Genomic DNA, 22,390 nt, shown 5'->3' with positions numbered 1-22,390 from the left:
AATGCGCCGCCTTTTGTGTCAGGCAACGTCTGATCGTTACCGCCCGTGGCCACTTTTTATTTTTCCCGGCCAGGCAGTAATTGTTCGATTTCACGGGTCAACAGGCAGCCTTTTGATCCAGGCAGCGGCGCACGCCAGGCCGCTCAACCAGACTCGCCGAGGCCAATTTTCCGTGCCGGCGAGCCTGCTTCACAATTTGTCAGGTGGTTTTATGGACAGCATCAACAGCCGCATTGCCGAGGAACTCGGCGTACGCCCACAACAGGTCGAAGCGGCCGTCGCTCTATTGGATGAAGGCTCCACCGTGCCCTTCATCGCCCGCTACCGTAAGGAAGTGACCGGCAGCCTCGATGACACCCAGTTGCGTCATCTGGAAGAGCGCCTGCGCTACCTGCGAGAACTCGACGAACGGCGCATCAGCATCCTCGCCAGCATCGAGGAGCAAGGCAAACTGACCCCGGAACTTGCCCGCGACATCAAGCTCGCCGACACCAAGACCCGCCTCGAAGACCTCTACCTGCCGTACAAGCAGAAGCGCCGTACCAAGGGCCAGATCGCCCTGGAAGCCGGCCTCGGCGAACTGGCGGACGGCCTGTTCAACGACCCGAGCCTGACCCCGGAAAGCGAAGCCGCGCGCTTCGTCGACGCGGAAAAAGGCGTGGCCGATGTGAAGGCCGCCCTCGAAGGCGCCAAGTACATCCTCATGGAGCGCTTCGCCGAAGACGCCAGCCTGCTGGACAAGCTGCGCAACTACCTCAAGCAGGAAGCCACCCTCAGTGCCCGCGTGATCGCCGGCAAGGAAGAGGAAGGCGCCAAGTTCCGCGATTACTTCGAACACGACGAACCACTCAAGAGCATGCCGTCGCACCGCGCCCTGGCGATTTTCCGTGGCCGCAACGAAGGCATCCTCAGCTCCGCGCTGAAAGTCGGCGACGAACTGCCCGGCACCATGCACCCGTGCGAAGGCATGATCGGCCAGCACGTCGGCATCCAGAACCAGAACCGCCCGGCCGACAAATGGCTCGGCGAAGTGGTGCGCTGGACCTGGAAGGTCAAGCTCTACACCCACCTGGAAACCGACCTGCTGGGCGAGCTGCGCGACAACGCCGAAACCGAGGCGATCAACGTCTTTGCCCACAACCTGCACGACCTGCTGCTGGCCGCTCCGGCCGGCCCGCGCGCGACCCTGGGCCTCGACCCGGGCCTGCGTACCGGCTGCAAGGTGGCGGTGGTGGACGCCACCGGCAAGCTGCTGGACCACGCCACCGTTTACCCCCACGTACCGCACAACAAGTGGGACCAGACCATCGCCGTGCTGGCCGCGCTGTGCGCCAAGCACTCGGTGGACCTGATCGCCATCGGCAACGGCACCGCCAGCCGGGAAACCGACAAGCTGGCCGCCGAGCTGATCAAGAAATACCCGGCCATGCGCATGACCAAGGTCATGGTCTCCGAAGCGGGCGCTTCGGTGTATTCGGCGTCGGAACTGGCCGCCAAGGAATTCCCCGACCTCGACGTGTCGATCCGTGGCGCGGTGTCCATCGCCCGCCGCCTGCAGGACCCGCTGGCCGAGCTGGTGAAGATCGATCCGAAATCCATCGGCGTCGGCCAGTACCAGCACGACGTGTCGCAGCTGAAGCTGGCCCGTGGCCTGGATGCGGTGGTCGAGGACTGCGTGAACGCCGTCGGCGTGGACGTCAACACCGCGTCCGTGGCCCTGCTGGCGCGGATCTCCGGCCTCAACACCACCCTGGCGCAGAACATCGTCAGCCACCGCGATGAAAACGGTGCGTTCAAGACCCGCGCCGCGCTGAAGAAGGTTGCCCGCCTGGGTGAAAAGACCTTCGAACAGGCCGCCGGCTTCCTCCGTGTGATGAACGGCGACAACCCGCTGGACGCGTCCGCGGTGCACCCGGAAGCCTACCCGCTGGTGCAGCGCATCGCCGCCGAGACCGACCGCGACATCCGCTCGCTGATCGGCGACAGCGGCTTCCTCAAGCGCCTGGATCCGAAGAAGTTCACCGACGAGACCTTTGGCCTGCCGACCGTCACCGACATCCTCCAGGAACTGGACAAGCCGGGCCGCGACCCGCGTCCCGAGTTCAAGACCGCCGAGTTCCAGGAAGGCGTCGAAGACCTCAAGGACCTGCAACTGGGGATGATCCTCGAAGGCGTGGTGACCAACGTCACCAACTTCGGTGCCTTCGTCGACATCGGCGTGCACCAGGACGGCCTGGTGCACATCTCGGCGCTGTCGGAGAAGTTCATCAAGGACCCGCGTGAGGCGGTGAAGGCCGGCGACGTGGTCAAGGTCAAGGTCATGGAAGTCGACATTCCACGCAAACGCGTCGGCCTGTCGATGCGCATGAGCGACACCCCGGGCGAGAAGATCGACGGCGCTCGTGGTTCGCGCCCAGGCTCGGCGCCACGCTCGTCGGGCAACAGCGCCCCGCGCAAGGAAAGCGTGGCCGCGGCCCCGACCAACAACGCCATGGCGTCGCTGTTCGCCAACGCCAAGCAGTTGAAGAAACGCTGATGGAGATCCCGGCCGGCTTGACCGAAAGCGCGTTCAGCCAACTGATCGGCTGCCGTCTGCAGCGTCTGGAAGTCGGTGCAGCCGACGTCGCCCTGACGCTGACGCCACAGTTGCGCAATCGTGGCCAGAAGCTGCACGGCGGGGCGATCTTCAGCCTGGTCGACATTGCCATGGGGCTGGCTTGCTCCAGCTCCCACGGCTTCGACCAGCAGAGCGCGACTATCGAGTGCAAGATCAACTACATCCGCGCCGTCGCCGAGGGCGACGTGGTCTGCCACGCCCGGGTGATCCACCCGGGCCGCCGTACCCTGGTGGTCGAGGCCGATGTGATGCAAGGCGACAAACTGGTCGCTAAAGCACAAGGCACGTTCGCTGTTCTATAGCCCCTCAACCTCGATTTGAGTTAATTTCGGCGCTGCACACACGGCGCCGGAATTTTTTGCGCGTGCAAGAGCCAGTTCAAGGATGAAGCAATGGCGTTGCAAAGCGGGCCGGTAAGGCTCAACGACCAGGCGAAAACGCCAGTTTCAACTTCACCCTTGTAGACCGTCCTGCCCACCCCCATATTGGGGCGACTGACGCGTGAAGGAATCCAACTTGAGCGAACTTCTCAACCGCCGCCTGGCTCTGCTCGGCGAGCGCGCTAACCTCTCTCTGCTCGAGCAGTGCCTGCACGGTATCGAGCGCGAATGCCTGCGCGTGACCGGCGAAGCGCGCCTGGCACAGACCCCGCACCCGGAAGAACTGGGTTCCGCGCTGACCAACGAACAGATCACCACCGATTATTCCGAGTCGCTGCTGGAGTTCATCACTCCGGCCCTGGCCGATCCGGCTGACACCCTGGCCAGCCTCGACAAGATTCACCGTTTCGCCTACAGCAAGCTCGGCAACGAGTACCTGTGGAGTCCATCGATGCCGTGCCCGTTGCCGGCCGAGGAAGACATCCCGATCGCCTATTACGGCACCTCCAACATCGGCCAGCTCAAGTATGTGTACCGCAAGGGCCTGGCCCTGCGTTACGGCAAGACCATGCAGTGCATCGCCGGGATCCACTACAACTTCTCCCTGCCGGAGCAGCTCTGGCCGCTGCTCAAGCAGGCCGAAGGTTTCGTCGGCAGCGATCGCGACTATCAGTCGTCGGCGTACATCGCGCTGATCCGTAACTTCCGCCGCTACAGCTGGCTGCTGATGTACCTGTTCGGCGCCTCGCCGGCGCTGGACGCGGGCTTCTTGCGCGGGCGCTCGCACCAGCTGGAACAACTGGACGCCGAGACCCTGTACCTGCCGTATGCCACCAGCCTGCGCATGAGCGACCTGGGCTACCAGAGCAACGCCCAGGCCGGCCTGACCCCTTGCTACAACGACCTGAACAGCTACACCGACAGCCTGCGCAAGGCCGTCGCCACGCCGTACGCGCCTTATGTGGAGATCGGCACCCACCAGGACGGCGAGTGGGTCCAGCTCAACACCAACATCCTGCAGATCGAAAACGAGTACTACTCCAACATCCGCCCGAAACGCGTGACCTACACCGGCGAGCGGCCGATCCAGGCGCTGATGGCCCGCGGCATCCAGTACGTCGAAGTGCGTTGCCTGGACATCAACCCGTTCCTGCCGATGGGCATCGACGTGCAGGAAGCCCGCTTCCTCGACGCCTTCCTGCTGTATTGCGCGCTCAACGAGAGTCCGCTGCTGGAAAACAACGAGTGCGGCAACGCCACCTCGAACTTCCTCAAAGTGGTCAAGGAAGGACGTCGTCCGGGCCTGCACCTGCTGCGCCAGGGACAACTGGTGGAGCTCAAGGAATGGGCCGGCGAGCTGCTGGAAAAGATCGCGCCGCTGGCCGCCCTGCTCGACCGCAGCCACGGCAGCGACGCCCACGGCAAGGCACTGGACGCCCAGCTGGCCAAGGTCAAGGATTCGTCCCTGACGCCTTCGGCCCAGGTCCTGGCCGCCATGCAGGAGCACAAGGAAAGCTTCAGCCAGTTCTCCCTGCGCCAGAGCCTGGCCCACGCCGAGTTCTTCCGCAGCGAGCCCCTGAGCAAGGAAGACCAGGCACGTTTCGAAGAAGCCGCGCGCAGCTCCCTGCTGCAACAGGCCGAGCTGGAACGCAACGAAGTCGGTGATTTCGACGTGTTTGTCGGCTCGTACCAGGCGAGTATCCTGGCAATCAGTAACTGACACACCGCGCCGCCTGTATCGCGAGCAAGCTCGCTCCTACACAGTACTGTCCTGTAGGAGCGAGCTTGCTCGCGATGGAGCGCAAAGCGCTCCCCTTCAAAAAAGTGCTCTCTTTAGAAGATTCCTCTTTTAAGCTAATTCTAAAAAGTTATTTATTTTTAGATTCTTAGATCATTTAGTCTCCTCTCACGTCCACACTTGGCCGCCCGTCGAGGAGCTTCATGATGAAAATGCACTTTCCCCTTCGCCTTCTGGCGGCCGTATCCCTGGCTACCGCGAGCTTGTTCGCCCAAGCAGCCGATGTCACCGTCGCCTACCAGACCACCGTCGATCCGGCGAAAGTCGCCCAAGCCGACGGCACCTACGAAAAGGCCACCCAGGCCAGGATCGACTGGCGCAAGTTCGACAACGGCGCCGATATCATCGCCGCCATCGCCTCGGGTGACGTGCAGATCGGCTACCTCGGTTCCAGCCCGCTGACCGCCGCGATCACCCGCAAGGTGCCGGTGGAAACCTTCCTCATTGCCACCCAGATCGGCGCCGCCGAGGCCCTGGTGGCCCGCGACGGATCCGGGATCAACACGCCCCAGGACCTGGTCGGCAAGAAAGTCGCCGTGCCCTTCGTTTCCACCGGTCACTACAGCCTGCTGGCCGCGCTCAAGCACTGGAAAATCGACCCGGCGAAAGTACAGATTCTCAACCTGGCGCCACCGGCGATCATCGCTGCCTGGAAACGCGGCGACATCGACGCCACCTACGTCTGGGACCCGGCGCTGGGCGTGGCCAAGGAAAACGGCAAGGTGCTGATCACCTCCGGCGAACTGGCCCGGTTCGGCGCGCCGACCTTCGACGCCTGGATCGTGCGCAAGGACTTCGCCGAGAAGCACCCGCAAATCGTCACCGCCTTCGCCAAGGTGACCCTCGACGCCTACGCCGACTACCGCAAGGACCCAAAAGCCTGGCTGGCGGAGCAGAGCAACGTCGACAAGCTGGTGAAACTCTCCGGCGCCAAAGCCAGCGACATTCCGCTGCTGTTGCAGGGCAACGTCTACCCGCTGGCGGCCGACCAGGTCATCAGCCTTGGCGCGCCGACCACCAAGGCCATCACCGACACCGCGGTGTTCCTCAAGGAACAGGGCAAAGTCGAGGCGGTACTGCCGGATTACGCGCCATACGTCAGCGCCAAGTACATCACCCACTGAAGGTCAGCCGCAGAGGTCGCCGGGCCCAGGCCCGGCGCTTCTCGTACAGCGTCTCACCTCGACAAAGGCTGCATTTGAACAAGGAGCGCGCCGTCATGGCTTTGCTACAACTGGAGCGCATCAGCGCACAGTACCCCGGCGCCGCCGAACCGGTGCTGGCGGATATTTCCCTGACGCTCGGGCCCCAGCAGCTGCTGGTCGCCCTCGGCCCTTCCGGCAGTGGCAAGACTTCGCTGTTGAACCTGATCGCCGGTTTCGTCGAACCCAGCGCCGGGCGCATCACCCTGGACGGCGTGCCGGTCGCCGGCCCGAGCGCCGAACGCGGCGTGGTGTTCCAGGACGATGCCCTGCTGCCCTGGCAGGACGTGCTGGCCAATGCCGGCTTCGGCCTCGAACTGGCCGGCATTGCCCGCGACCCGCGCGAAGCCCGCGCCCGGGAAATGCTCGCGCTGGTGGACCTGGCCGGCTTCGACAAACGGCGCATCTGGCAGCTCTCCGGCGGACAACGCCAGCGTGTGGGCCTGGCCCGCGCCCTGGCCGCCGACCCACGGCTGCTGCTGATGGACGAGCCCTTCGGCGCCCTCGATGCCTTCACCCGCGAGCAGATGCAGGAGCTGTTGCTGCAGGTCTGGCAACGCACCGCCAAGCCGGTGTTCCTGATTACCCACGACATCGAGGAAGCGGTGTTCCTCGCCACCGACCTGATCCTGCTGGCCCCCAACCCGGGGCAAATCGTCGAGCGCTTGAGCCTGGACTTCGGCCAGCGTTACGCGGCCGGCGAATCGGCCCGGGCAATCAAGTCCGATCCACGCTTTATCGAAACCCGCGAACATGTGCTGGCCCGGGTGTTCTCCCAACGCAGTGCCGTCTTGCGGCAGGAGCGCGCATGAACAGCTACGACCTCCCAGCCACCACGACCAAAGCCGCTAACCCGCACACCGCGGTGCCCCAGCGCCGCAGCCTGAGCACCCGCTGGATCAGCGTGCTGACCCTGGTCGTGCTGCTCGCCCTGTGGTGGGCGGTGACGGCCAGCGGCCTGATCGAACCGCTGTTCCTGCCGCCACCTTCCGCCGTGCTGCAAAAGGGCTGGCTGCTGGTGACCAGCGGCTATATGGATTCCACCCTGTGGCAGCACCTGGGCGCGAGCCTCGGACGCATCGGCCTGGCCCTGGGTTTTGCCGTGCTGACCGCGATTCCGGTGGGCATCGCCATCGGCCACAATCGCATCGCTCGCGGCGTGCTGGACCCGCTGATCGAGTTCTACCGGCCGATTCCGCCCCTGGCCTACCTGCCGCTGATCGTCATCTGGTGCGGCATCGGCGAGCTGTCCAAGGTGCTGCTGATCTACCTGGCGATCTTCGCCCCGATCGCCATCGCCACCGCCACCGGCGTACGCACCGTCGACCCGACCCGGCTGCGCGCCGCGCAGTCCCTGGGCGCGACCCGGGCCCAGCTGATTCGCCATGTGATCCTGCCCAGCGCCCTGCCGGACATTCTCACTGGCGTGCGCATCGGCCTCGGGGTGGGCTGGTCGACCCTGGTCGCCGCCGAACTGATCGCCGCCACCAGCGGCCTGGGGTTCATGGTGCAATCCGCCGCGCAGTTCCTGGTCACCGATGTGGTGGTACTGGGGATCCTGGTCATCGCCCTGATCGCCTTCGCCATGGAAATGGGCCTGCGCGCCCTGCAGCGCAAGCTGGTGCCCTGGCACGGCCAGGCCCATTGAGACCCCGGTAACCCTGTAGCCGCTGCCGAGCCCCGGCGAGGCTGCGATCGCCTGCGCAGCAGGCGCAACCCGCCTGACGCGTTGTATCTGGAATACCGCGGCGCCAGGTTTTGCGAGCGCTTTGCGCTCGATCGCAGCCTCGCCAAAGCTCGGCAGCGGCTACAGAGGTAGCGGGCAAGACTTCTTACAGACAGAACTGACCACGCCGGCAAATCGGCGCTCCATTCGAGAACGACATGAGCCTGACCATCACCCCTTTAAGCTCCGCCCTGGGCGCCCAGATCAGCGGCGTCGATATCAGCCAACCGCTGGCCGGCGAACAGCGCGACATCATCGAGCAGGCGCTACTCCAGCATCAGGTGCTGTTCTTCCGCGACCAGCCGATCGACCCGCCGCAACAGGCGCGCTTCGCGGCGAACTTTGGCGACCTGCATATCCATCCGATCTACCCCAACGTGCCGGAACAGCCGCAAGTGCTGATCCTCGACACTGCGCAAACCGACGTGCGCGACAACGCCATCTGGCACACCGACGTGACCTTCCTGCCGACCCCGGCCCTGGGCGCGGTGCTCAGCGCCAAGCTGTTGCCGGCCTACGGTGGCGATACCCTGTGGGCCAGCGGCATCGCGGCCTATGAGGCGCTCTCGGAGCCGATGAAGAACCTGCTGCAAGGCCTGACCGCAACTCACGAGTTCATCAAGTCCTTCCCCCTGGAACGCTTCGGCAATACCCCGCAGGACCTGGCGCGCTGGGAAGAAGCCAAGCGGAAAAACCCGCCGCTGTCGCACCCGGTGATCCGCACCCACCCGGTCAGCGGGCGCAAGTCGCTGTTCGTCAACGAAGGCTTCACGACCAGGATCAACGAGCTGTCGGACAGCGAAAGCGAAGTCATCCTGAAACTGCTGTTCGCCCACGCCACCCGCCCGGAATTCACCATCCGCTGGCGCTGGCAGATCAACGACGTGGCCTTCTGGGACAACCGCGTGACCCAGCACTACGCGGTCGACGACTACCGCCCGCAACGCCGCGTGATGCACCGCGCGACGATTCTCGGGGATGTGCCGTTTTTCCGATAACCGATACTCGCCAGCTTGCTTATGACGCAGGACTGGCGGGTGATTGCGGCGTCACCAAACGATAAGTGGTTGCCCACCCTCGATGACGCGCGGCTATGCTATCAATGATTGCATTGATTTCATTCGGAGGAACCCATGGCCAGCCTGACAATCCGAAACCTGGACGACCACATCAAAGAGCGCCTGCGCATCGAAGCCGCCCACAACGGCCACTCCATGGAAGAAGAAGCCCGCTTGATTTTGCGCCGCGCCCTGAACAGAACAGCCGACAGCCAAGGCCTGGCCAGTCGTATCCGGGCACGCTTTGCCGAGGCCGGCGGAGTGAAGCTTGAGCTGCCCGAACGTACCGAGCCGGCACGCGTGGTGGATCTGGGCGAATGATCGTGCTCGACACTAATGTGCTGTCGGAACTGATGCGTCCCCAACCGGACGCATCGGTATTGCTGTGGATCGAAGCGCAACCTGTCGAAGACCTCTACATCAGCGCCATGACCATGGCCGAGATTCTTCACGGCATCGCGCGCCTGCCCCACGGCAAGCGCAAACAGATGCTCCATGCGTCGGCGCTCGCGATGTTCGAGGAAGACTTCATCGACCGCATCGTGCCCTTCGGGACCCAGGCGGCTCTTTACTACGCCCATCTGATTTCGCACCGGGAAAGCCTGGGGCGTCCGATCAGCCTGGTGGATGCGCAAATTGCGGCCATATGCCGCGTCCACGACGCGGCGATCGCCACCCGTAACGCCAAGGACTTCAGCGACACCGGGTTGATCGTTATCAACCCCTGGCTGCCACTCGAGGTTTGAACCCGGCTCTGTAGGAGCGCAGCTTGCTCGCGATGGCGGCATGCCTGACACAACACACCACCGCGATCGCCAGCAAGCCTGGCTCCTACAGAAGCCGCGGCAGCCTTACAACATGACGGCAGGCTCTATTCCGCGGTTGAAGGCTTCAACCACAGATTGATCCCGCCTTCGCGGGCAAAACGATCGATCTCTGCCAGCTCTTCAGCGCTGAAGTTCAGGTTCTGCAATGCGCCGACGTTCTCGACGATCTGCTCCGGCCGGCTGGCGCCGATCAGGGCCGAGGTCACCCGCGGATCGCGCAGAGTCCAGGCCAGGGCCAGTTGCGCCAGGCTCTGGCCACGACGCTGGGCGATTTCGTTGAGGGCGCGCACATGGGCGAGGTTGGCCGCGGACAGGTGCGAGGCTTGCAACGAACCACCGCCCGGGCGGTTGACCCGCGCATCCTCGGGAATGCCATTGAGGTACTTGTCGGTCAGCAGGCCCTGGGCCAACGGCGTGAAGGCAATCACCCCGGCGCCGAGTTCTTCGGTGGTGTCCAAAAGGTCCTTTTCCACCCAGCGGTTGAGCAGGTTATAGGCCGGCTGGTGGATCAGCAGCGGCACTTTCCACTCCTTGAGCAAGGCTGCGATCTCGCGGGTCTTCACCCCCGAATAAGACGAGATACCGATGTACAGCGCCTTGCCCTGCTGCACCGCGGTGGCCAGGGCGCTGGCGGTTTCTTCCAACGGGGTGTCCGGGTCGAAGCGGTGGGAATAGAAGATATCCACATAGTCGAGGCCCAGGCGCTGCAGGCTCTGGTCGAGGCTGGCCAGCACGTATTTGCGCGAGCCGCCGCCCTGGCCATACGGACCGGGCCACATATCCCAACCGGCCTTGCTGGAGATGATCAGCTCGTCGCGATACCGCCTGAAGTCTTCACGCAACAGACGACCGAAATTGATCTCGGCGCTGCCATAGGGCGGGCCGTAGTTGTTGGCCAGGTCGAAGTGGTTGATGCCCAGGTCGAAGGCGGTGCGCAGCAACGAACGCTGGGTGTCGATCGGCGTGCTGTCGCCGAAGTTGTGCCACAGGCCCAGGGACAGCGCCGGCAGCACCAGGCCGCTGCGTCCGACGCGGCGGTAGGGGATGGAGTCGTAGCGGTTTTCGGCAGCAAGGTAAGTCATCGAATCCTCTCTCATTGGCGGGACTGCGCTGTGGTTTGAAGCCTTCGGGTTTCACGATCGACCGCACCGCGGTCGCCTGCCTCTCTATGCAAATTGATTCTTCGGTCGCGCCAGCCCCAGGTTCTCGCGCAACGTCTTGCCCTCATATTCGGTTCTGAACAACCCGCGTCGTTGCAGTTCCGGTACCACGGCTCCGGCAAAGTCCTGGAGCCCGCCCGGCAGGTGCGGCACCAGCACGTTGAAACCATCCGCCGCGCCTTCCTCGAACCAGCCTTGCAGCTCGTCGGCGATTTGCGCCGGCGTGCCGATCAGGCTGTAGTGCCCCCGGCCCCCGGCGATTTTCCGGCCCAGCTCGGCCAGGCTCAGGTTGTCCTTGCCGGCCAGTTCCATCAACAGCTTCTGCCGGCTTTGCTGGCCGCTTTCGGTCAATGGCAGCGCGGGCAGCGGGCCGTCCAGCGGGTACTGCGACAGGTCGAAGTTGCCCAGCATACGCCCAAGCAGGGCCACGCCAACCTCGGGTTCGACCCATTGCTGAAACGATTCATATTTTTCCCGGGCCTCACTTTCGCTCTGCCCCACCACCACGAATACCCCGGGCATGACTTTCAATGAATCGGCGCCGCGTCCGTAGCGGGCCAGGCGCCCCTTGAGGTCGGCATAAAACGCCTGGGCGCTGGCCAGTGAGGTCTGGGCGGTGAATACCACCTCGGCGGTCTGCGCCGCCAACTCGCGTCCGGCTTCGGAGGAACCGGCCTGGACGATCACCGGATAGCCCTGGGGCGGGCGCGCCACATTCAGCGGGCCCTTGACCCGGAAGTGCTCGCCCTGGTGATCCAGCACATGCAGCTTGGCCGGGTCGTAGTACTGGCCGCTGCTTTTGTCGCGGACAAAGGCGTCGTCCTGCCAACTGTCCCAAAGCCCGGTGACCACTGCATGGAACTCGCGGGCGCGGCTGTAACGCTCGGCATGGCCCAAATGCTCGTCGCGACCGAAATTCTGCGCTTCGGCCGCATTGTCGGAAGTCACCAGATTCCAACCTGCCCTTCCACCCGACAGGTGATCCAGCGAAGCGTACTTACGTGCTACATGGTACGGTACGTTATAGCTCGTAGTACTAGTGGCAATTAGCCCAATATGCTCGGTCACGACGCTGAGGGCAGCCAGCAAAGTCAAGGGCTCAAACTGCTCCGAACGCGCCATTCTGTGGGCCTCGGGGCCCGTTGCGGCGGCCACGCTGTCAGCCAGGAACAGGGCATCGAACTTCGCTGCCTCGGCGATCCGGGCCAGCTGCCTGTACGCAGAAAAGTCTAGTCCGGCATCCGCCGGTACGTACGGATGCCGCCAGGCGGCAACGTGATGACCGGTGGCCATCAGAAAGGCGCCGAGCTTGAGTTGTCTTGGGTGGGTCATGGCCTTTTCCTTGAAGCGGTCATTGAGGGTCGTTGCACGCAACGGCTCAAAAATCCTTGCGCACCTGTACCCCGAAATAACGTTCGTCATCCCGTGGCACGGCGCGGTAGATGTAATTGCCGCCACTGGCCAGCAGCGGCGAATAGGACTTGTCGGCGAGGTTCTTGCCCAGCAGCGCCACGCGCCAGCCCTGGTTGTAGTCGGCCAGGGCGATGCTGGCGTTCCAGATGCCGTAGGCCCCCTGCCTGGTGTCGGCGTTCTGGCTGATGTCGTACTGCACTTCGCTCTGCCAGCTGTAATCGGTGCCCAGTTCGATATCCAGGCCGTTATCCAGCGGGATGCTGTAATCGGCCCGCACATAGCTTTTCCAATCAGGGCTGAATGGCAGCGGCTTGCCGTTGACGTTGCAAGAAGCCGCCGCGCCCGCCGGGCAGGCGAATTCGTCGATCCGCGCACGGGTATAGGCCAGCGCGCCGGAGATCTTCAGTTGCTGGGTGGCCTGCAAGGCGTAATCCAGCTCGACGCCTTCGGTGCTAACGCTGCCGGCATTGATCAGGCGGGTCACCACCTGCCCGGCGACGGTGTCGAAGAAGTTCGCCTGATAGTTGTCGTAGTCGCTGTGGAAGATCGCCAGGTTGGCGGTCAGGCGCTTGTTCCAGGCCGTGGCCTTGATCCCGGCCTCCCAGGTGTTGGAGGTTTCCGGCTTCAGCGCCTCGGTGTCCCGCGGCTGCATGTTGAAGAACACGTTGTAGGCCGGCCCCTTGTAGCCGCGTGAATAGGTCAGGTAGGTGGTGACCGCATCGCTCAGGTCGTACTGCAGGCCCAGGCGCCCGGACCAGCCGTCCTCATCCACCGAGCCCGAGCTGCTGGTGCCGGGCTGAATGCCGCTGACGGTGGTGGCCGAGGTGGATACGCGGCGGTGCTCGTATTCCAGGTCGTCGTGGGTCCAGCGCAGGCCGGCGATCCCGCGCAGGTCCGAGGTGAAGTTCAGGGTGGTTTCGCCGAACACCGAGTAGCTGTCGCTGGTGGTGCTGTAGTCGGCGATGCCACGGTTGATCGCGGTGGTAGTGGTCAGGGTGCGGCGGTAGGTTTCTTCATCCTTGCCGTGCATGTAGAACAACCCGCCGACGTACTCGAGAAATTGCCCCTTGGGCGAGGCCAGGCGCAGCTCCTGAGAGTACTGGTTGTAGTCCAGGTCGCCCTTGTCGGCGGTACCGGGGAAAGCGGCGGTAACGGCGCCCAGGCGGTCGCCGTCCTGATACTGGGTGTTGTTCCAGCCGCGCCAGGCGGTGATCGAAGTCAGGGTGTAATCGCCGAGACTCCAGTCCAGCTGGCCGGACAAACCTTTGTTGATGTCTTCGACGTGGGTACGGGTATCGGTGTTGATATCGCGGTTGTCGCTGCTGGCCCGGACCGGGCGCAGGGCATTGGCGAAGGCCGGATCCAGGGCCTTGGCGACAACGCCATTGGGCGCGTCGTCATGGGACTGCATGTAGTCGGCCGCCAGGGTGAAGGTGAGGTCGTCGCTGGGGGTGAAAGCCAGCTTGCCGCGCACGCCCTTGCGGTTGTAGCCGTTGACCTCATGCCCGTTGTGCCGGTTGTCGACGTTGCCGTCGTAGCTGCCGAACAGGGTGGTGATCGACCCCTTGAGCGTGTCGGGAATCAGGCTGCCGCCGATGCCGAACCGGGTGCGGCTTTCGTTGCCGCTGTAGTAGCTCTGGTCGATGTAGCCATGGGTCTCGGCGGTCGGCGCCCTGGTCACGATATTCAGCACGCCGGCCGAAGCGTTCTTGCCGAACAAGGTGCCTTGCGGACCGCGCAAAACTTCGATGCGTTCCAGGTCCAGCAGGTCGAGGGTAGCCTGGCCCGGGCGGCCGTAGACCACGCCATCGATCACCGTGGCCACGGTCGGCTCCACGCCGGGCGAGGTGGAAATGGTGCCCACGCCGCGGATGAACAGCGAGGTGTCCTTGTTCGAAGCGCCGGTGCGGAAGTTCAGCGACGGCACCTGTTGCACGATGCTGGCGACACCGTTGCGGTTATCGCGCTCCAGTTGCTCGCCATCGACCACCGACACCGCCACCGGCACTTTTTGCAGCGACTCTTCGCGGCGGGTGGCGGTGACTGTCACCGACTTCAGCGTCGGCTCCTGGCCCTGCGCCGTGCTGTCGCTGTCAGCGGCGAAAGCGCCCGGCAGCGGCAGCGCGGCGAGCCCCGCCAGCCACCAGCCCAAATACGCCCGTGAAGCGTTGGCGGCGCGGATCGACCGCACCAGTTTCTGCTGATCCCCATGAATGTTCTGCATACTGCACCTGCGCGGAATTTGCCCTTAACCGCTGCCGATCTGCGCCGGCAGCGCTGAAAAATCTGTCGTGGACATTCGCTCGAGCGAGTAGCAGACAAGGCGCTTTGTTAGCGCTAACATCGCCAGTATCGGTAAGCCGCACATAGATCGTCAAATACTGAAAAATTACTTTTATATGCTTTTTTGTTTACTTGAAGGATCGCGCTTTTGACCGCTGAAAAATCCCCAGGCCGCAAGCGCCGCGGTGCCGGACGGGTGACCCTGAACACCGTCGCCCGCGAGGCCGGTGTGTCGGCGATCACCGTGTCGCGTTATTTCAACCAGCCGGACAGCGTCTCGCCGGAACGTCGCGAGCGCATCGCCCGGGCAGTGGCCGAACTGGGTTATGTGCCGAACCTGGTGGCCGGCGGCCTGGCCTCGACACGGGGCAAGATTGTCGCCATGGTGATCCCGAACATCTCCGGACCGATTTTCGCCAACACCATCCAGGGCTTCAGCGACACCCTCAGCCGCCACGGTTACCAGCTGTTGCTGGCGTCGAGCTACTTCGATGCGCAACAGGAAGAAAACGCCGTGCGGGCCTTTCTCGGCTGGTCGCCGGCCGCCCTGGTGCTGACCAGTCACTTCCATAGCCCGGGCACTGAAAAGATGATCGCCGAGGCGGATATCCCGGTGATCGAGACCTGGGACTACCAGCCACAGCGGGAACCGCTGCAGATCGGCTTTTCCCATTACCAGGTCGGGGTGACGGCGACGCGTTATCTGTACGACAAGGGTTATCGGCGCATCGCCTTCGTGCAGAACAGCGCCCCCGGCGACCTCAGCGCCCTGGAGCGCCGCGACGGTTACGCCGCCACCGTGAGCGAGCTGGGCCTGGCACCCTGGGTGTTCGCCCCGGATGCCGATCGAGCGCCGTTCGAGGCCGGCAAGCAGGCCATGGAAGTCCTGATGAAAACCCGCCCACGCCCGGATGCGATCATCTTCGCCAACGACAACCTGGCCGCCGGCGGCTCCCTGGCCGGGCAACGGGCGGGGCTGAAAATCCCCGAGGAGTGCGCGGTGCTGGGCTTCGGCGATTACCCCTTTGCCGAGATGCTGTTGCCCAGCCTGAGCACCATCAAGCCACCGGCACTGGAGATCGGCGTCCTGGCGGCAACCCGGGTCCTGGAAAGCCTGGGCGTGTTGCCGGTGGAAGACGAGGTCCAGCGCCTGAACCTGCTGCAGTGCCGGCTGATCGAGCGCGAGAGCGCGTAGCAACGACCCTCACGGCTCTTCGTGCTTATCGCGGGCACGTTCGCTACCGTGGCCCCCGCGGGTGCGAGTGGCCGACGCTCGATGGCGGCAATTTGCGGCTACGCCGATAACTCGCGCAATGCCGCCGCGGCGAGAAAGCCCGAACGCGAGCGGTAGCGCTGGTCGCGCTTCACCGTCTGGTCGATGCGTTCCAGCAATTGCTCCGGCAGGGTGGCGTTGAAGCGCACCGCCTTGCCGAAGTAAGGCGTGATGTCGAACTCGATCATGCCCCACACGCCACCGGCGTAATCGGGATTGTCGATATGCACGTCGACCTCATGCACCTGGGGCAGCGGTTCACCATCGGCGACCAGGCCTTCGTAATGCAGCGACAGGGCCTCTTTCACATTCTCGAAGGCTTCTGCTGCGGTATGACCGGCGGAAAAACAGCCCGGCACATCGGGGACGATCACTCCATATCCGGAGTCGGCATCCTTGTGCAGCACGACCGGGAATTTCATCTCGTTGACCTCTTCGTTCAAGACCGGCCTCATTTCAGGCCCGCCTGTTTCAAGATGCTGTGGATCGTGCCCCTGGGCAGATCCGCATCCGGGTGAGGGATAGTGACCCGCCCCGGCTTGTGCAGATGCTTGTACTGGTGATGACTGCCTTTGACCGCGATCAGATACCACCCGTCCTCCTCGATCATCCTGATCAGTTCCCGACTGCGCATTGCCGTGTCCTTTCGATACGTCCCGAAAAGCCACCCTACACAGCCAAAGGCAAAGAATACACACTATACACATTCATATAATCAATACAGAAAGCGGCGATGACCGGCGCCACCCTGGCCCTTTTCAGAGCGCCCTGGCAAAAACCTCCGCCAGCCAGTCGACGAACACCCGCACCCGTGGCGACATGTGGCGGTTGTGTGGGTACAGCACGGAAACCGGCATGGGCGGCGGCGGGGTGTCGGTGAGGATTTCCTGCACCAGCCCCTGGGAAATCTGCTGTGCCATGCGATAGCGCGGGCACTGGATGATGCCCAGCCCGGCCACGGCCGAGGCGGCATAGATTTCCGCGCCGAACACCGACAGCGCACCCTCGATAGCGACTTCCCGCAGTTCGCCATCGACCATGAATTCGAACGGAAACAGCTTGGCCGTGGTGCGTGAGACGTAGTTCACCGCACGGTGCCGCGACAGCTCGTCGAGGCTCGATGGCTCGCCGTATTTGCGCAGGTAGGCCGGGCTGGCGCAGGTGATCTGCTGCAAGTTGGCCACGCGCCGGCCGATCAACGACGAATCGCCCAGGGTGCCGGCGCGCAACACGCAGTCCACCCCTTCGGCGATCAGGTCGACAAAACGATCGGCCTCGCTGATGGACAGCTCGATTTCCGGATAGCGCGCCATGAATTCGGGCAGGGCCGGAATCACGAAGTACTTGGCCAGGGTGCCATGCAGGTCGACCCGCAAACGCCCCTTCGGCGCCACCGTGCGAAACGCCAGTTCGGCCTCCTCCAGCTCCGCCAGCAGCTGTACGCAGCGCTGGTAATAGGCCTCGCCGTCGAGGGTCGGGCGCACGCGGCGGGTGCTGCGCTCCAGCAGGCGGGTACCGAGCCAGGCCTCGAACTGATTGAGGGTATGGGTCAGGGTGGCGCGCGGCAGGTTCAGGTCCTCGGCGGCCAGGGTGAAGCTGCTGCGCTCGTAAATTCGCACGAACACCTTCATCGCTTTGACTTGATCCACGACGGGCTCCGGGGCTCATTGATTGTTGGCGATTATTGAACAGTCAAGCCAACTCTGGCGCATTTATCACCCTGGGTAAACATGTGAATCTGCTTCCACACCACAGCCAATCACTCATTACCCAGAAGGAAATTCGCCATGACTACCCAGACTTCGAAAGTTGCCATCGTGACCGGCGCCTCCCGCGGCATCGGCGCGGTGATCGCCCGGCAACTGGCCAGCGAAGGCTTCGCCGTCGCCATCAACTACGCCAACAGCGCCAGCGAAGCCTCGGCCCTGGTGGTGGAGCTGCGCCAGGCCGGCCACCGGGCCATAGCAGTCAAGGCCGATGTGGCCAATGCCGATGACGTGCGCCGCCTGTTCGACGAAACCGAAACCCAACTGGGCAAGGTCGACGTGCTGATCAACAACGCCGGCATCCTCAAGGTCCTGCCGCTGGCGCAACACACGGACGAACTGTTCGACCAGAACTTCAACATCCACGCTCGCGGCACTTTCAACACCCTGCGTGAAGCCGCGACTCGCATGAACGCCGGCGGGCGCATCGTCAATTTCTCCAGCAGCACCGTCGGCATGAACCTGCCGGGTTACGCGGTGTACATCGCCAGCAAAGCGGCGGTGGAATCCCTGACCCAGGTGTTCGCCAAGGAAATGCGCGGTCGCAATATCACCGTCAATGCAGTGGCACCGGGCCCAGTGGCCACCGACCTGTTCCTGCACGGCAAGAGCGAAGAGCAGATCCAGGGCTTCGCCAAGATGGCCCCGCTGGAGCGTCTGGCTCAACCCGAAGATATTTCCCGCGTCGTGTCCTTCCTGGTCAGCCCTGATTCGGCCTGGGTCAACGGGCAGATCCTGCGCGCCAACGGCGGGCTCGTCTGAGCCACCTCACCCACGGTCGAAGGAGCCCTGGGCACCTTCGCCGGCTGGCTGTCCCACGCCGTACAACAACGCCTGCCCCGGCGTGCCTGAAACCACCCTCACCTGAAGAGATCAATGCCATGCAATCCGTCATCCTGATTACCGGCGCCTCCAGTGGTTTTGGCGCCCTGACCGCCCGCGCCCTCGCCGACGCTGGCCACATCGTCTACGCCAGCATGCGTGAAACCCTGGGCCGCAATGCGCCTCAGGTGGCCGAGGTGCGGCGCTACGCCGACGAGCACCGGGTCGATTTGCGCAGCGTCGAACTGGACGTCGCCTCCAGCGCCTCGGTCGAGGCCGGTGTCGCCCGGATAGTCGCCGACTGCGGCCGGCTGGACGTGATCATCCACAACGCCGGGCACATGGCCTTCGGCCCCGCCGAAGCCTTCACCGCCGAACAGTTCGCCCAGCTCTACGACATCAACGTACTGAGCACCCAGCGGGTCAACCGCGCGGCCCTGCCACAACTGCGCAAGCAGGGCCGGGGACTGGTGCTGTGGGTATCCTCCAGCAGCGCCCGTGGCGGCACCCCGCCCTACCTGGCGCCGTACTTCGCGGCCAAGGCGGCGATGGACTCCCTGGCGGTGTCCTATGCCGGGGAGCTGGCGCGCTGGGGCGTGGAGACCTCGATCATCGTGCCGGGCGCCTTCACTCAGGGCACCAACCACTTCGCGCACTCCGGAGCCCCGGCCGACCAGGCCCGCGCCGCCGAGTACAACCAGGGCCCCTATGCCGGCGTGCCGGAGCAGGCACTCAACGGCCTGGCCGCCCTGGAGCCGGCTGACGCCGATGTCGCCGAGGTGGCCAGGGCCATCGTCGAGATCGTCGGCCTGCCCTTTGGCACCCGGCCGTTGCGCCGGCATATCGACCCGTCCCAGGACGGTGCCGAAATCGTCAATGCCATGGCCGACCGGGTGCGCGCCGAGATGTTCCGCCGCATCGGCCTGGAAGACCTGCTCAAGCCCGCCGTTCGCTAAAACAACGACATGGATGGCCCGGGCATTCCCCGGGCCATCAGTGCTTTCCACCGGCTTATTCGCGGAGACACTCATGCGTCCGACCACTGACTCGCCAGCCCCACGCAACACCCTGCTGATCCCGGCCCTCGCCCCTCTGTACCGCATTGGCGAGCCCCTGGCCTATGCCCTGCTGCGGGTCTGTTATGGCGTGATCATGATCAGCCACGGCCTGCCGAAATTGCTGGGCCAGGCCCACGGCTCGATGGCCGATCCTATGGCGGCCTCGATCAACCTGATCCAGAACGTCCTGCATTTGCCGGCGCCAGCGCTGATCGCGCTGTTCGTGGCGCTCCTGGAAGGCGTCGGCGGGTTGCTCCTGGCCCTCGGCCTGGGGACGCGCCTGCTCGCCGCCATGATGGGCATGCAGATGCTGACCATCGCCGGCCTGCTCGGCCCCACCTGGCCATGGATCGACCGGGGCATGGAATACCCGGTCCTGTTGGCGTTTTTGTCGTTCTACATTCTGTTTCGCGGAGCAGGACGCTACTCCCTGGACCACACTCTAGGTCGGGAGCTTTGAACCGCCATCGACCCTGGGCCCTCCCCTGAATTCCGCCCGCGAGGACTTCGTCATGCATACCGCGATCATTACCTCCTTCGGCCTGGCCCTGCTGGCGCTGATGCTGTTTATCGGCGAGAAAATCGGCCTCGGCCGCCAGACCCTGGCCTACAGTTTCGTCGTGCTCTGGCTGGCGCTGACGGTGATCAACGGCGCGGTGGGGATGGTCCACGCCGGCCAGCCCCTGAGCACGGAGCTGGCGGTCGGCAGTGTGGTGTTCGGCGTGCCGGTGGCAGCGCTGGTGCTGTACACGGTGCTGAACCAGGGCTGAAACGACCGCGGGCAAGCCCCGCTCCCGATTTCCACCAGGAGCAAGGCTTGCCCGCGATAACGCTGTTGCGGCTGCCCGCGATCAACGCACCAGGTGCAGGAACTGCATATGCCGTTCGTACTGGTCGAGGATGTCGTTGATGATCTGCTCCTTGGTGTAGCCCATCAGGTCGTAGTCCTGGCTACCCTCGGCCAGGTGCACCTCGGCCCGGTAGTAACGCCGGTTGCGCATCTCCTTGGGCCCCATGCCGCCACGGGCGAAGGACGGGGTGAAGTAGCCGCGCATCTGCACCTGGTAGACGAACGGATGCTGGTCGCCATGGCCGATTTCCAGGCTGACGTTGTCGTTGGCCGGGTCCGGCTGGGTGATCACGTTCAGGCCTTTCTCGACGAACACCGCGGTCACTTCTTCGATGGCCGGGCGCACCGTCTGATCGAGGAAGCGATACACCTCGTCGCGCGACGGGAAATGCACCGCCTGGCTCAGGCGCTGACGCCAGCCACCCTTGCCACGCCGCGAAGACGACGACACCGGCGCCAGCGAATGCAACTGGGCGATCTGCTTCTGCGACTCGAGGTAGAAGGCCTTGTGCAGCCCCCACATCATCAGCAGCAGGATCATCGAGAACGGCAGCGAGGTCAGCACCACCGCCGACTTCAGCGAATCGATGCTGCCGGCGAACAGCAGCGCGCTGGTGACCAGCGCGGTCATCGCGCCCCAGAACACTCGCAGCCATTTCGGCCCGTCTTCATCGGCATTGCCGCCACGGGCCGACAGGGTCGAGAGCACCACGGTGCCGGAGTCGGCCGAGGTGACGAAGAACACGAAGCTGATGAACACCGTCACGGCGATGACGGTCTTGCTCCAGGGGTAGGTTTCCAGCAGCAGGTAGAGGGTCATCGAGGGGTTCTCGATGGCCGACATGCCCAGCGCGCTCATGCCGTGGTTGAGCACCTGGTCGATGGCGCTGTTACCGAAGATCGACATCCAGGCCAGGGTGAAGCCCAGGGGAATCAGCAGCACGCCGAACACAAATTCACGAATGGTCCGGCCACGGGAAATCCGCGCGATGAACAGGCCCACGAACGGCGACCATGCGATCCACCAGGCCCAGTAGAAGACGGTCCAGCCGCCCAGCCAGTCGCTGGGTTCGTCATAGGCGTAGAGGTCGAAACTCTTGGTCGGCAAGGCGCCGAGGTAATCGCCGAGGTTCTGGATCAGGGTGTTGAGCAGGTGCTGGGTGGGGCCGGCGAACAACACGAACAGCAGCAGCGCACAGGCCAGCAGCATGTTGATGTCGGACATCACCCGCACGCCCTTGTCGACGCCGGACACCGCGACAATGATCGCCGCGCCCATCATCAGGGTGATCAGGCCCACCTGGACCCACTGGGTGTGGGCGATGCCGAACAGATAATCCAGGCCGGAGTTGAGGTGCAGCACGCCAAAGCCCATGTCGGCGCCGAGGCCGAACACCGTGGCGATGATGCCGAAGCCATCCACCGCGTAGCCGATGGGGCCATTGATGCGCTTGCCGATCAGCGGGTACAGCGCCGAACGCAGGGCCAGCGGCAGGTTATGCCGGTAGGCGAAATACGCCAGGGCCATGCCGACGAAGGCGAACACGCCCCAGCCATGCAGGCCCCAGTGCAGGAAGAGAATCTGCATGGCCTGGCGCGCCGCATCCGCGGTCCCGGCCTCGCCCTGGGGCGGTTGCAGCATGTGGGTCAGGGGTTCCGACACACAGAAGAAAAACAGCGTGATGCTGATCCCGGCGGCGAACAGCATGCCGGCCCAGGACAGGTAACTGAATTCCGGTTCGTCGTGGTCGGCACCGAGCTTGATCTTGCCGTAGCCGGACAAGGCGGTGACCACCACGAAGATCAGGTACAGGGTCATGGCCAGCATGTAGTACCAGCCGACCGTATTGGCCGCCCAGTTTTGCGCGGCCAGCAGCCAGGCACCGGCTTGTTCCGGCAGGGCAATGACCACCAGGCCGAAGGCCAGGATAAAGCTCGCGGCGAAGTAGAACACCGGCGGATTCATGCGGATCAGGCCGCTGGCGGGAATGGACGATGCACTCATGAAACGTGCACCTCGAGGGGGTAAAACGCGGCTGAAAAGATCGGACTCAGCAAAGGTAAGCCTCCTGTTGTGAGCGGGCAGCGAGCTGCCGGTTTAACTTGAACAAGCGTTCAAGTTAAACACGGATAGGCACGCAAGGACTAATCGCCGGG

General features: G+C 64.0%; 21 protein-coding genes. 14 read left to right on the top strand and 7 right to left on the bottom strand.

What is annotated here, in order from left to right:
* Positions 1-211: 211 nt before the first annotated feature.
* From BM019_RS16450 to BM019_RS16410, 9 genes are all read left to right on the top strand, one after another.
* Entirely contained in the window at positions 212-2,536 is a 2,325-nt protein-coding gene (locus BM019_RS16450) for a Tex family protein (protein WP_062823995.1), read from the top strand.
* Positions 2,536-2,919 (top strand): PaaI family thioesterase, encoded by a 384-nt coding sequence (locus BM019_RS16445; RefSeq protein ID WP_009041698.1) that lies wholly within the window; start codon positions 2,536-2,538, stop codon positions 2,917-2,919. The genes BM019_RS16450 and BM019_RS16445 overlap by 1 nt, the downstream gene beginning before the upstream one ends.
* Positions 2,920-3,133: 214 nt before the next feature.
* Positions 3,134-4,717, top strand: coding sequence for a glutamate--cysteine ligase (gene gshA / locus BM019_RS16440; protein ID WP_092418925.1), 1,584 nt, complete (start codon positions 3,134-3,136; stop codon positions 4,715-4,717).
* 224 nt (positions 4,718-4,941) lie between these two features.
* Positions 4,942-5,919, top strand: coding sequence for a taurine ABC transporter substrate-binding protein (gene tauA, locus BM019_RS16435; RefSeq protein ID WP_007925265.1), 978 nt, complete (start codon positions 4,942-4,944; stop codon positions 5,917-5,919).
* Between the two features lie 95 nt (positions 5,920-6,014).
* On the top strand, positions 6,015-6,809 hold the full coding sequence (gene tauB / locus BM019_RS16430; RefSeq protein WP_092418924.1) for a taurine ABC transporter ATP-binding subunit: 795 nt from the start codon (positions 6,015-6,017) through the stop codon (positions 6,807-6,809).
* On the top strand, positions 6,806-7,645 hold the full coding sequence (gene tauC / locus BM019_RS16425; RefSeq protein WP_009041694.1) for a taurine ABC transporter permease TauC: 840 nt from the start codon (positions 6,806-6,808) through the stop codon (positions 7,643-7,645). Before tauB ends, tauC begins: the two co-directional genes overlap by 4 nt.
* 236 nt (positions 7,646-7,881) lie before the next feature.
* The gene (gene tauD, locus BM019_RS16420; protein WP_092418923.1) at positions 7,882-8,721 is read left to right on the top strand and encodes a taurine dioxygenase; all 840 of its coding nucleotides are present in this window, start codon (positions 7,882-7,884) and stop codon (positions 8,719-8,721) included.
* A gap of 135 nt (positions 8,722-8,856) precedes the next feature.
* The gene (locus tag BM019_RS16415; protein WP_009041692.1) at positions 8,857-9,102 is read left to right on the top strand and encodes a FitA-like ribbon-helix-helix domain-containing protein; all 246 of its coding nucleotides are present in this window, start codon (positions 8,857-8,859) and stop codon (positions 9,100-9,102) included.
* The gene (locus tag BM019_RS16410; protein ID WP_062824000.1) at positions 9,099-9,527 is read left to right on the top strand and encodes a type II toxin-antitoxin system VapC family toxin; all 429 of its coding nucleotides are present in this window, start codon (positions 9,099-9,101) and stop codon (positions 9,525-9,527) included. Before BM019_RS16415 ends, BM019_RS16410 begins: the two co-directional genes overlap by 4 nt.
* A 125-nt stretch (positions 9,528-9,652) precedes the next feature.
* Here the strand turns inward: BM019_RS16410 and mgrA are convergent, their stop codons facing one another.
* The 3 genes from mgrA to BM019_RS16395 all read right to left on the bottom strand — a co-directional run bounded on the left by mgrA (position 9,653) and on the right by BM019_RS16395 (position 14,405).
* Positions 9,653-10,690, bottom strand: a complete 1,038-nt coding sequence (gene mgrA, locus BM019_RS16405; protein WP_092418922.1) for an L-glyceraldehyde 3-phosphate reductase — start codon at positions 10,688-10,690, stop codon at positions 9,653-9,655.
* Between the two features lie 84 nt (positions 10,691-10,774).
* Positions 10,775-12,100 carry an LLM class flavin-dependent oxidoreductase gene (locus tag BM019_RS16400; protein WP_092418921.1) on the bottom strand — a complete coding sequence of 442 codons (1,326 nt, stop codon included), beginning with the start codon at positions 12,098-12,100 and terminating at the stop codon, positions 10,775-10,777.
* A 46-nt stretch (positions 12,101-12,146) separates the two neighbouring features.
* The gene (locus tag BM019_RS16395; protein ID WP_092418920.1) at positions 12,147-14,405 is read right to left on the bottom strand and encodes a TonB-dependent receptor; all 2,259 of its coding nucleotides are present in this window, start codon (positions 14,403-14,405) and stop codon (positions 12,147-12,149) included.
* 207 nt (positions 14,406-14,612) lie between these two features.
* Here BM019_RS16395 and BM019_RS16390 point away from each other — a divergent pair, with 207 nt between their 5' ends.
* Positions 14,613-15,659, top strand: coding sequence for a LacI family DNA-binding transcriptional regulator (locus tag BM019_RS16390; protein WP_092418919.1), 1,047 nt, complete (start codon positions 14,613-14,615; stop codon positions 15,657-15,659).
* 98 nt (positions 15,660-15,757) lie between these two features.
* On the opposite strand, the gene BM019_RS16385 is transcribed toward BM019_RS16390, so the two are convergent.
* From BM019_RS16385 to BM019_RS16375, 3 genes are all read right to left on the bottom strand, one after another.
* Entirely contained in the window at positions 15,758-16,159 is a 402-nt protein-coding gene (locus tag BM019_RS16385) for a type II toxin-antitoxin system HicB family antitoxin (protein ID WP_009041686.1), read from the bottom strand.
* A gap of 29 nt (positions 16,160-16,188) precedes the next feature.
* A complete protein-coding gene (locus BM019_RS16380; RefSeq protein ID WP_009041685.1) occupies positions 16,189-16,371 on the bottom strand; it encodes a type II toxin-antitoxin system HicA family toxin in 183 nt (60 codons plus the stop codon).
* Between the two features lie 124 nt (positions 16,372-16,495).
* Positions 16,496-17,386, bottom strand: coding sequence for a LysR family transcriptional regulator (locus BM019_RS16375; RefSeq protein WP_053259258.1), 891 nt, complete (start codon positions 17,384-17,386; stop codon positions 16,496-16,498).
* Between the two features lie 138 nt (positions 17,387-17,524).
* Here BM019_RS16375 and BM019_RS16370 point away from each other — a divergent pair, with 138 nt between their 5' ends.
* The 4 genes from BM019_RS16370 (at position 17,525) to BM019_RS16355 (ending at position 20,153) form a co-directional block, all read left to right on the top strand.
* Positions 17,525-18,265 (top strand): SDR family oxidoreductase, encoded by a 741-nt coding sequence (locus BM019_RS16370; RefSeq protein ID WP_092418918.1) that lies wholly within the window; start codon positions 17,525-17,527, stop codon positions 18,263-18,265.
* 119 nt (positions 18,266-18,384) lie between these two features.
* Entirely contained in the window at positions 18,385-19,281 is an 897-nt protein-coding gene (locus tag BM019_RS16365) for an SDR family oxidoreductase (RefSeq protein WP_085533362.1), read from the top strand.
* A 73-nt stretch (positions 19,282-19,354) separates the two neighbouring features.
* Positions 19,355-19,843 (top strand): DoxX family protein, encoded by a 489-nt coding sequence (locus BM019_RS16360; protein WP_009041680.1) that lies wholly within the window; start codon positions 19,355-19,357, stop codon positions 19,841-19,843.
* Positions 19,844-19,895: 52 nt separating this feature from the next.
* Positions 19,896-20,153, top strand: coding sequence for a hypothetical protein (locus BM019_RS16355; protein ID WP_092418917.1), 258 nt, complete (start codon positions 19,896-19,898; stop codon positions 20,151-20,153).
* Positions 20,154-20,234: 81 nt separating this feature from the next.
* On the opposite strand, the gene betT is transcribed toward BM019_RS16355, so the two are convergent.
* Positions 20,235-22,199, bottom strand: a complete 1,965-nt coding sequence (gene betT / locus BM019_RS16350) for a choline transporter BetT (RefSeq protein ID WP_123362193.1) — start codon at positions 22,197-22,199, stop codon at positions 20,235-20,237.
* Between the last annotated feature and the right edge of the window lie 191 nt (positions 22,200-22,390).

Origin of the sequence: Pseudomonas sp. NFPP07 (assembly GCF_900115645.1) — a bacterium.
Taxonomy (GTDB): Bacteria; Pseudomonadota; Gammaproteobacteria; order Pseudomonadales; family Pseudomonadaceae; genus Aquipseudomonas; species Aquipseudomonas chlororaphis.
The sequence above is the reverse complement of the archived record's forward strand: the minus strand, read 5'-3'. Positions and strand labels throughout refer to the sequence as shown.

Coding starts and splice junctions, on each gene's coding strand:
- BM019_RS16450 (WP_062823995.1), top strand. CDS start 212: ATGGACAGCATCAACAGCCGCATTGCCGAGGAACTCGGCGTACGCCCA.
- BM019_RS16445 (WP_009041698.1), top strand. CDS start 2,536: ATGGAGATCCCGGCCGGCTTGACCGAAAGCGCGTTCAGCCAACTGATC.
- tauA (WP_007925265.1), top strand. CDS start 4,942: ATGAAAATGCACTTTCCCCTTCGCCTTCTGGCGGCCGTATCCCTGGCT.
- tauB (WP_092418924.1), top strand. CDS start 6,015: ATGGCTTTGCTACAACTGGAGCGCATCAGCGCACAGTACCCCGGCGCC.
- tauC (WP_009041694.1), top strand. CDS start 6,806: ATGAACAGCTACGACCTCCCAGCCACCACGACCAAAGCCGCTAACCCG.
- tauD (WP_092418923.1), top strand. CDS start 7,882: ATGAGCCTGACCATCACCCCTTTAAGCTCCGCCCTGGGCGCCCAGATC.
- BM019_RS16415 (WP_009041692.1), top strand. CDS start 8,857: ATGGCCAGCCTGACAATCCGAAACCTGGACGACCACATCAAAGAGCGC.
- BM019_RS16410 (WP_062824000.1), top strand. CDS start 9,099: ATGATCGTGCTCGACACTAATGTGCTGTCGGAACTGATGCGTCCCCAA.
- mgrA (WP_092418922.1), bottom strand. CDS start 10,690: ATGACTTACCTTGCTGCCGAAAACCGCTACGACTCCATCCCCTACCGC.
- BM019_RS16400 (WP_092418921.1), bottom strand. CDS start 12,100: ATGACCCACCCAAGACAACTCAAGCTCGGCGCCTTTCTGATGGCCACC.
- BM019_RS16395 (WP_092418920.1), bottom strand. CDS start 14,405: ATGCAGAACATTCATGGGGATCAGCAGAAACTGGTGCGGTCGATCCGC.
- BM019_RS16385 (WP_009041686.1), bottom strand. CDS start 16,159: ATGAAATTCCCGGTCGTGCTGCACAAGGATGCCGACTCCGGATATGGA.
- BM019_RS16380 (WP_009041685.1), bottom strand. CDS start 16,371: ATGCGCAGTCGGGAACTGATCAGGATGATCGAGGAGGACGGGTGGTAT.
- BM019_RS16370 (WP_092418918.1), top strand. CDS start 17,525: ATGACTACCCAGACTTCGAAAGTTGCCATCGTGACCGGCGCCTCCCGC.
- BM019_RS16365 (WP_085533362.1), top strand. CDS start 18,385: ATGCAATCCGTCATCCTGATTACCGGCGCCTCCAGTGGTTTTGGCGCC.
- BM019_RS16360 (WP_009041680.1), top strand. CDS start 19,355: ATGCGTCCGACCACTGACTCGCCAGCCCCACGCAACACCCTGCTGATC.
- BM019_RS16355 (WP_092418917.1), top strand. CDS start 19,896: ATGCATACCGCGATCATTACCTCCTTCGGCCTGGCCCTGCTGGCGCTG.
- betT (WP_123362193.1), bottom strand. CDS start 22,199: ATGAATCCGCCGGTGTTCTACTTCGCCGCGAGCTTTATCCTGGCCTTC.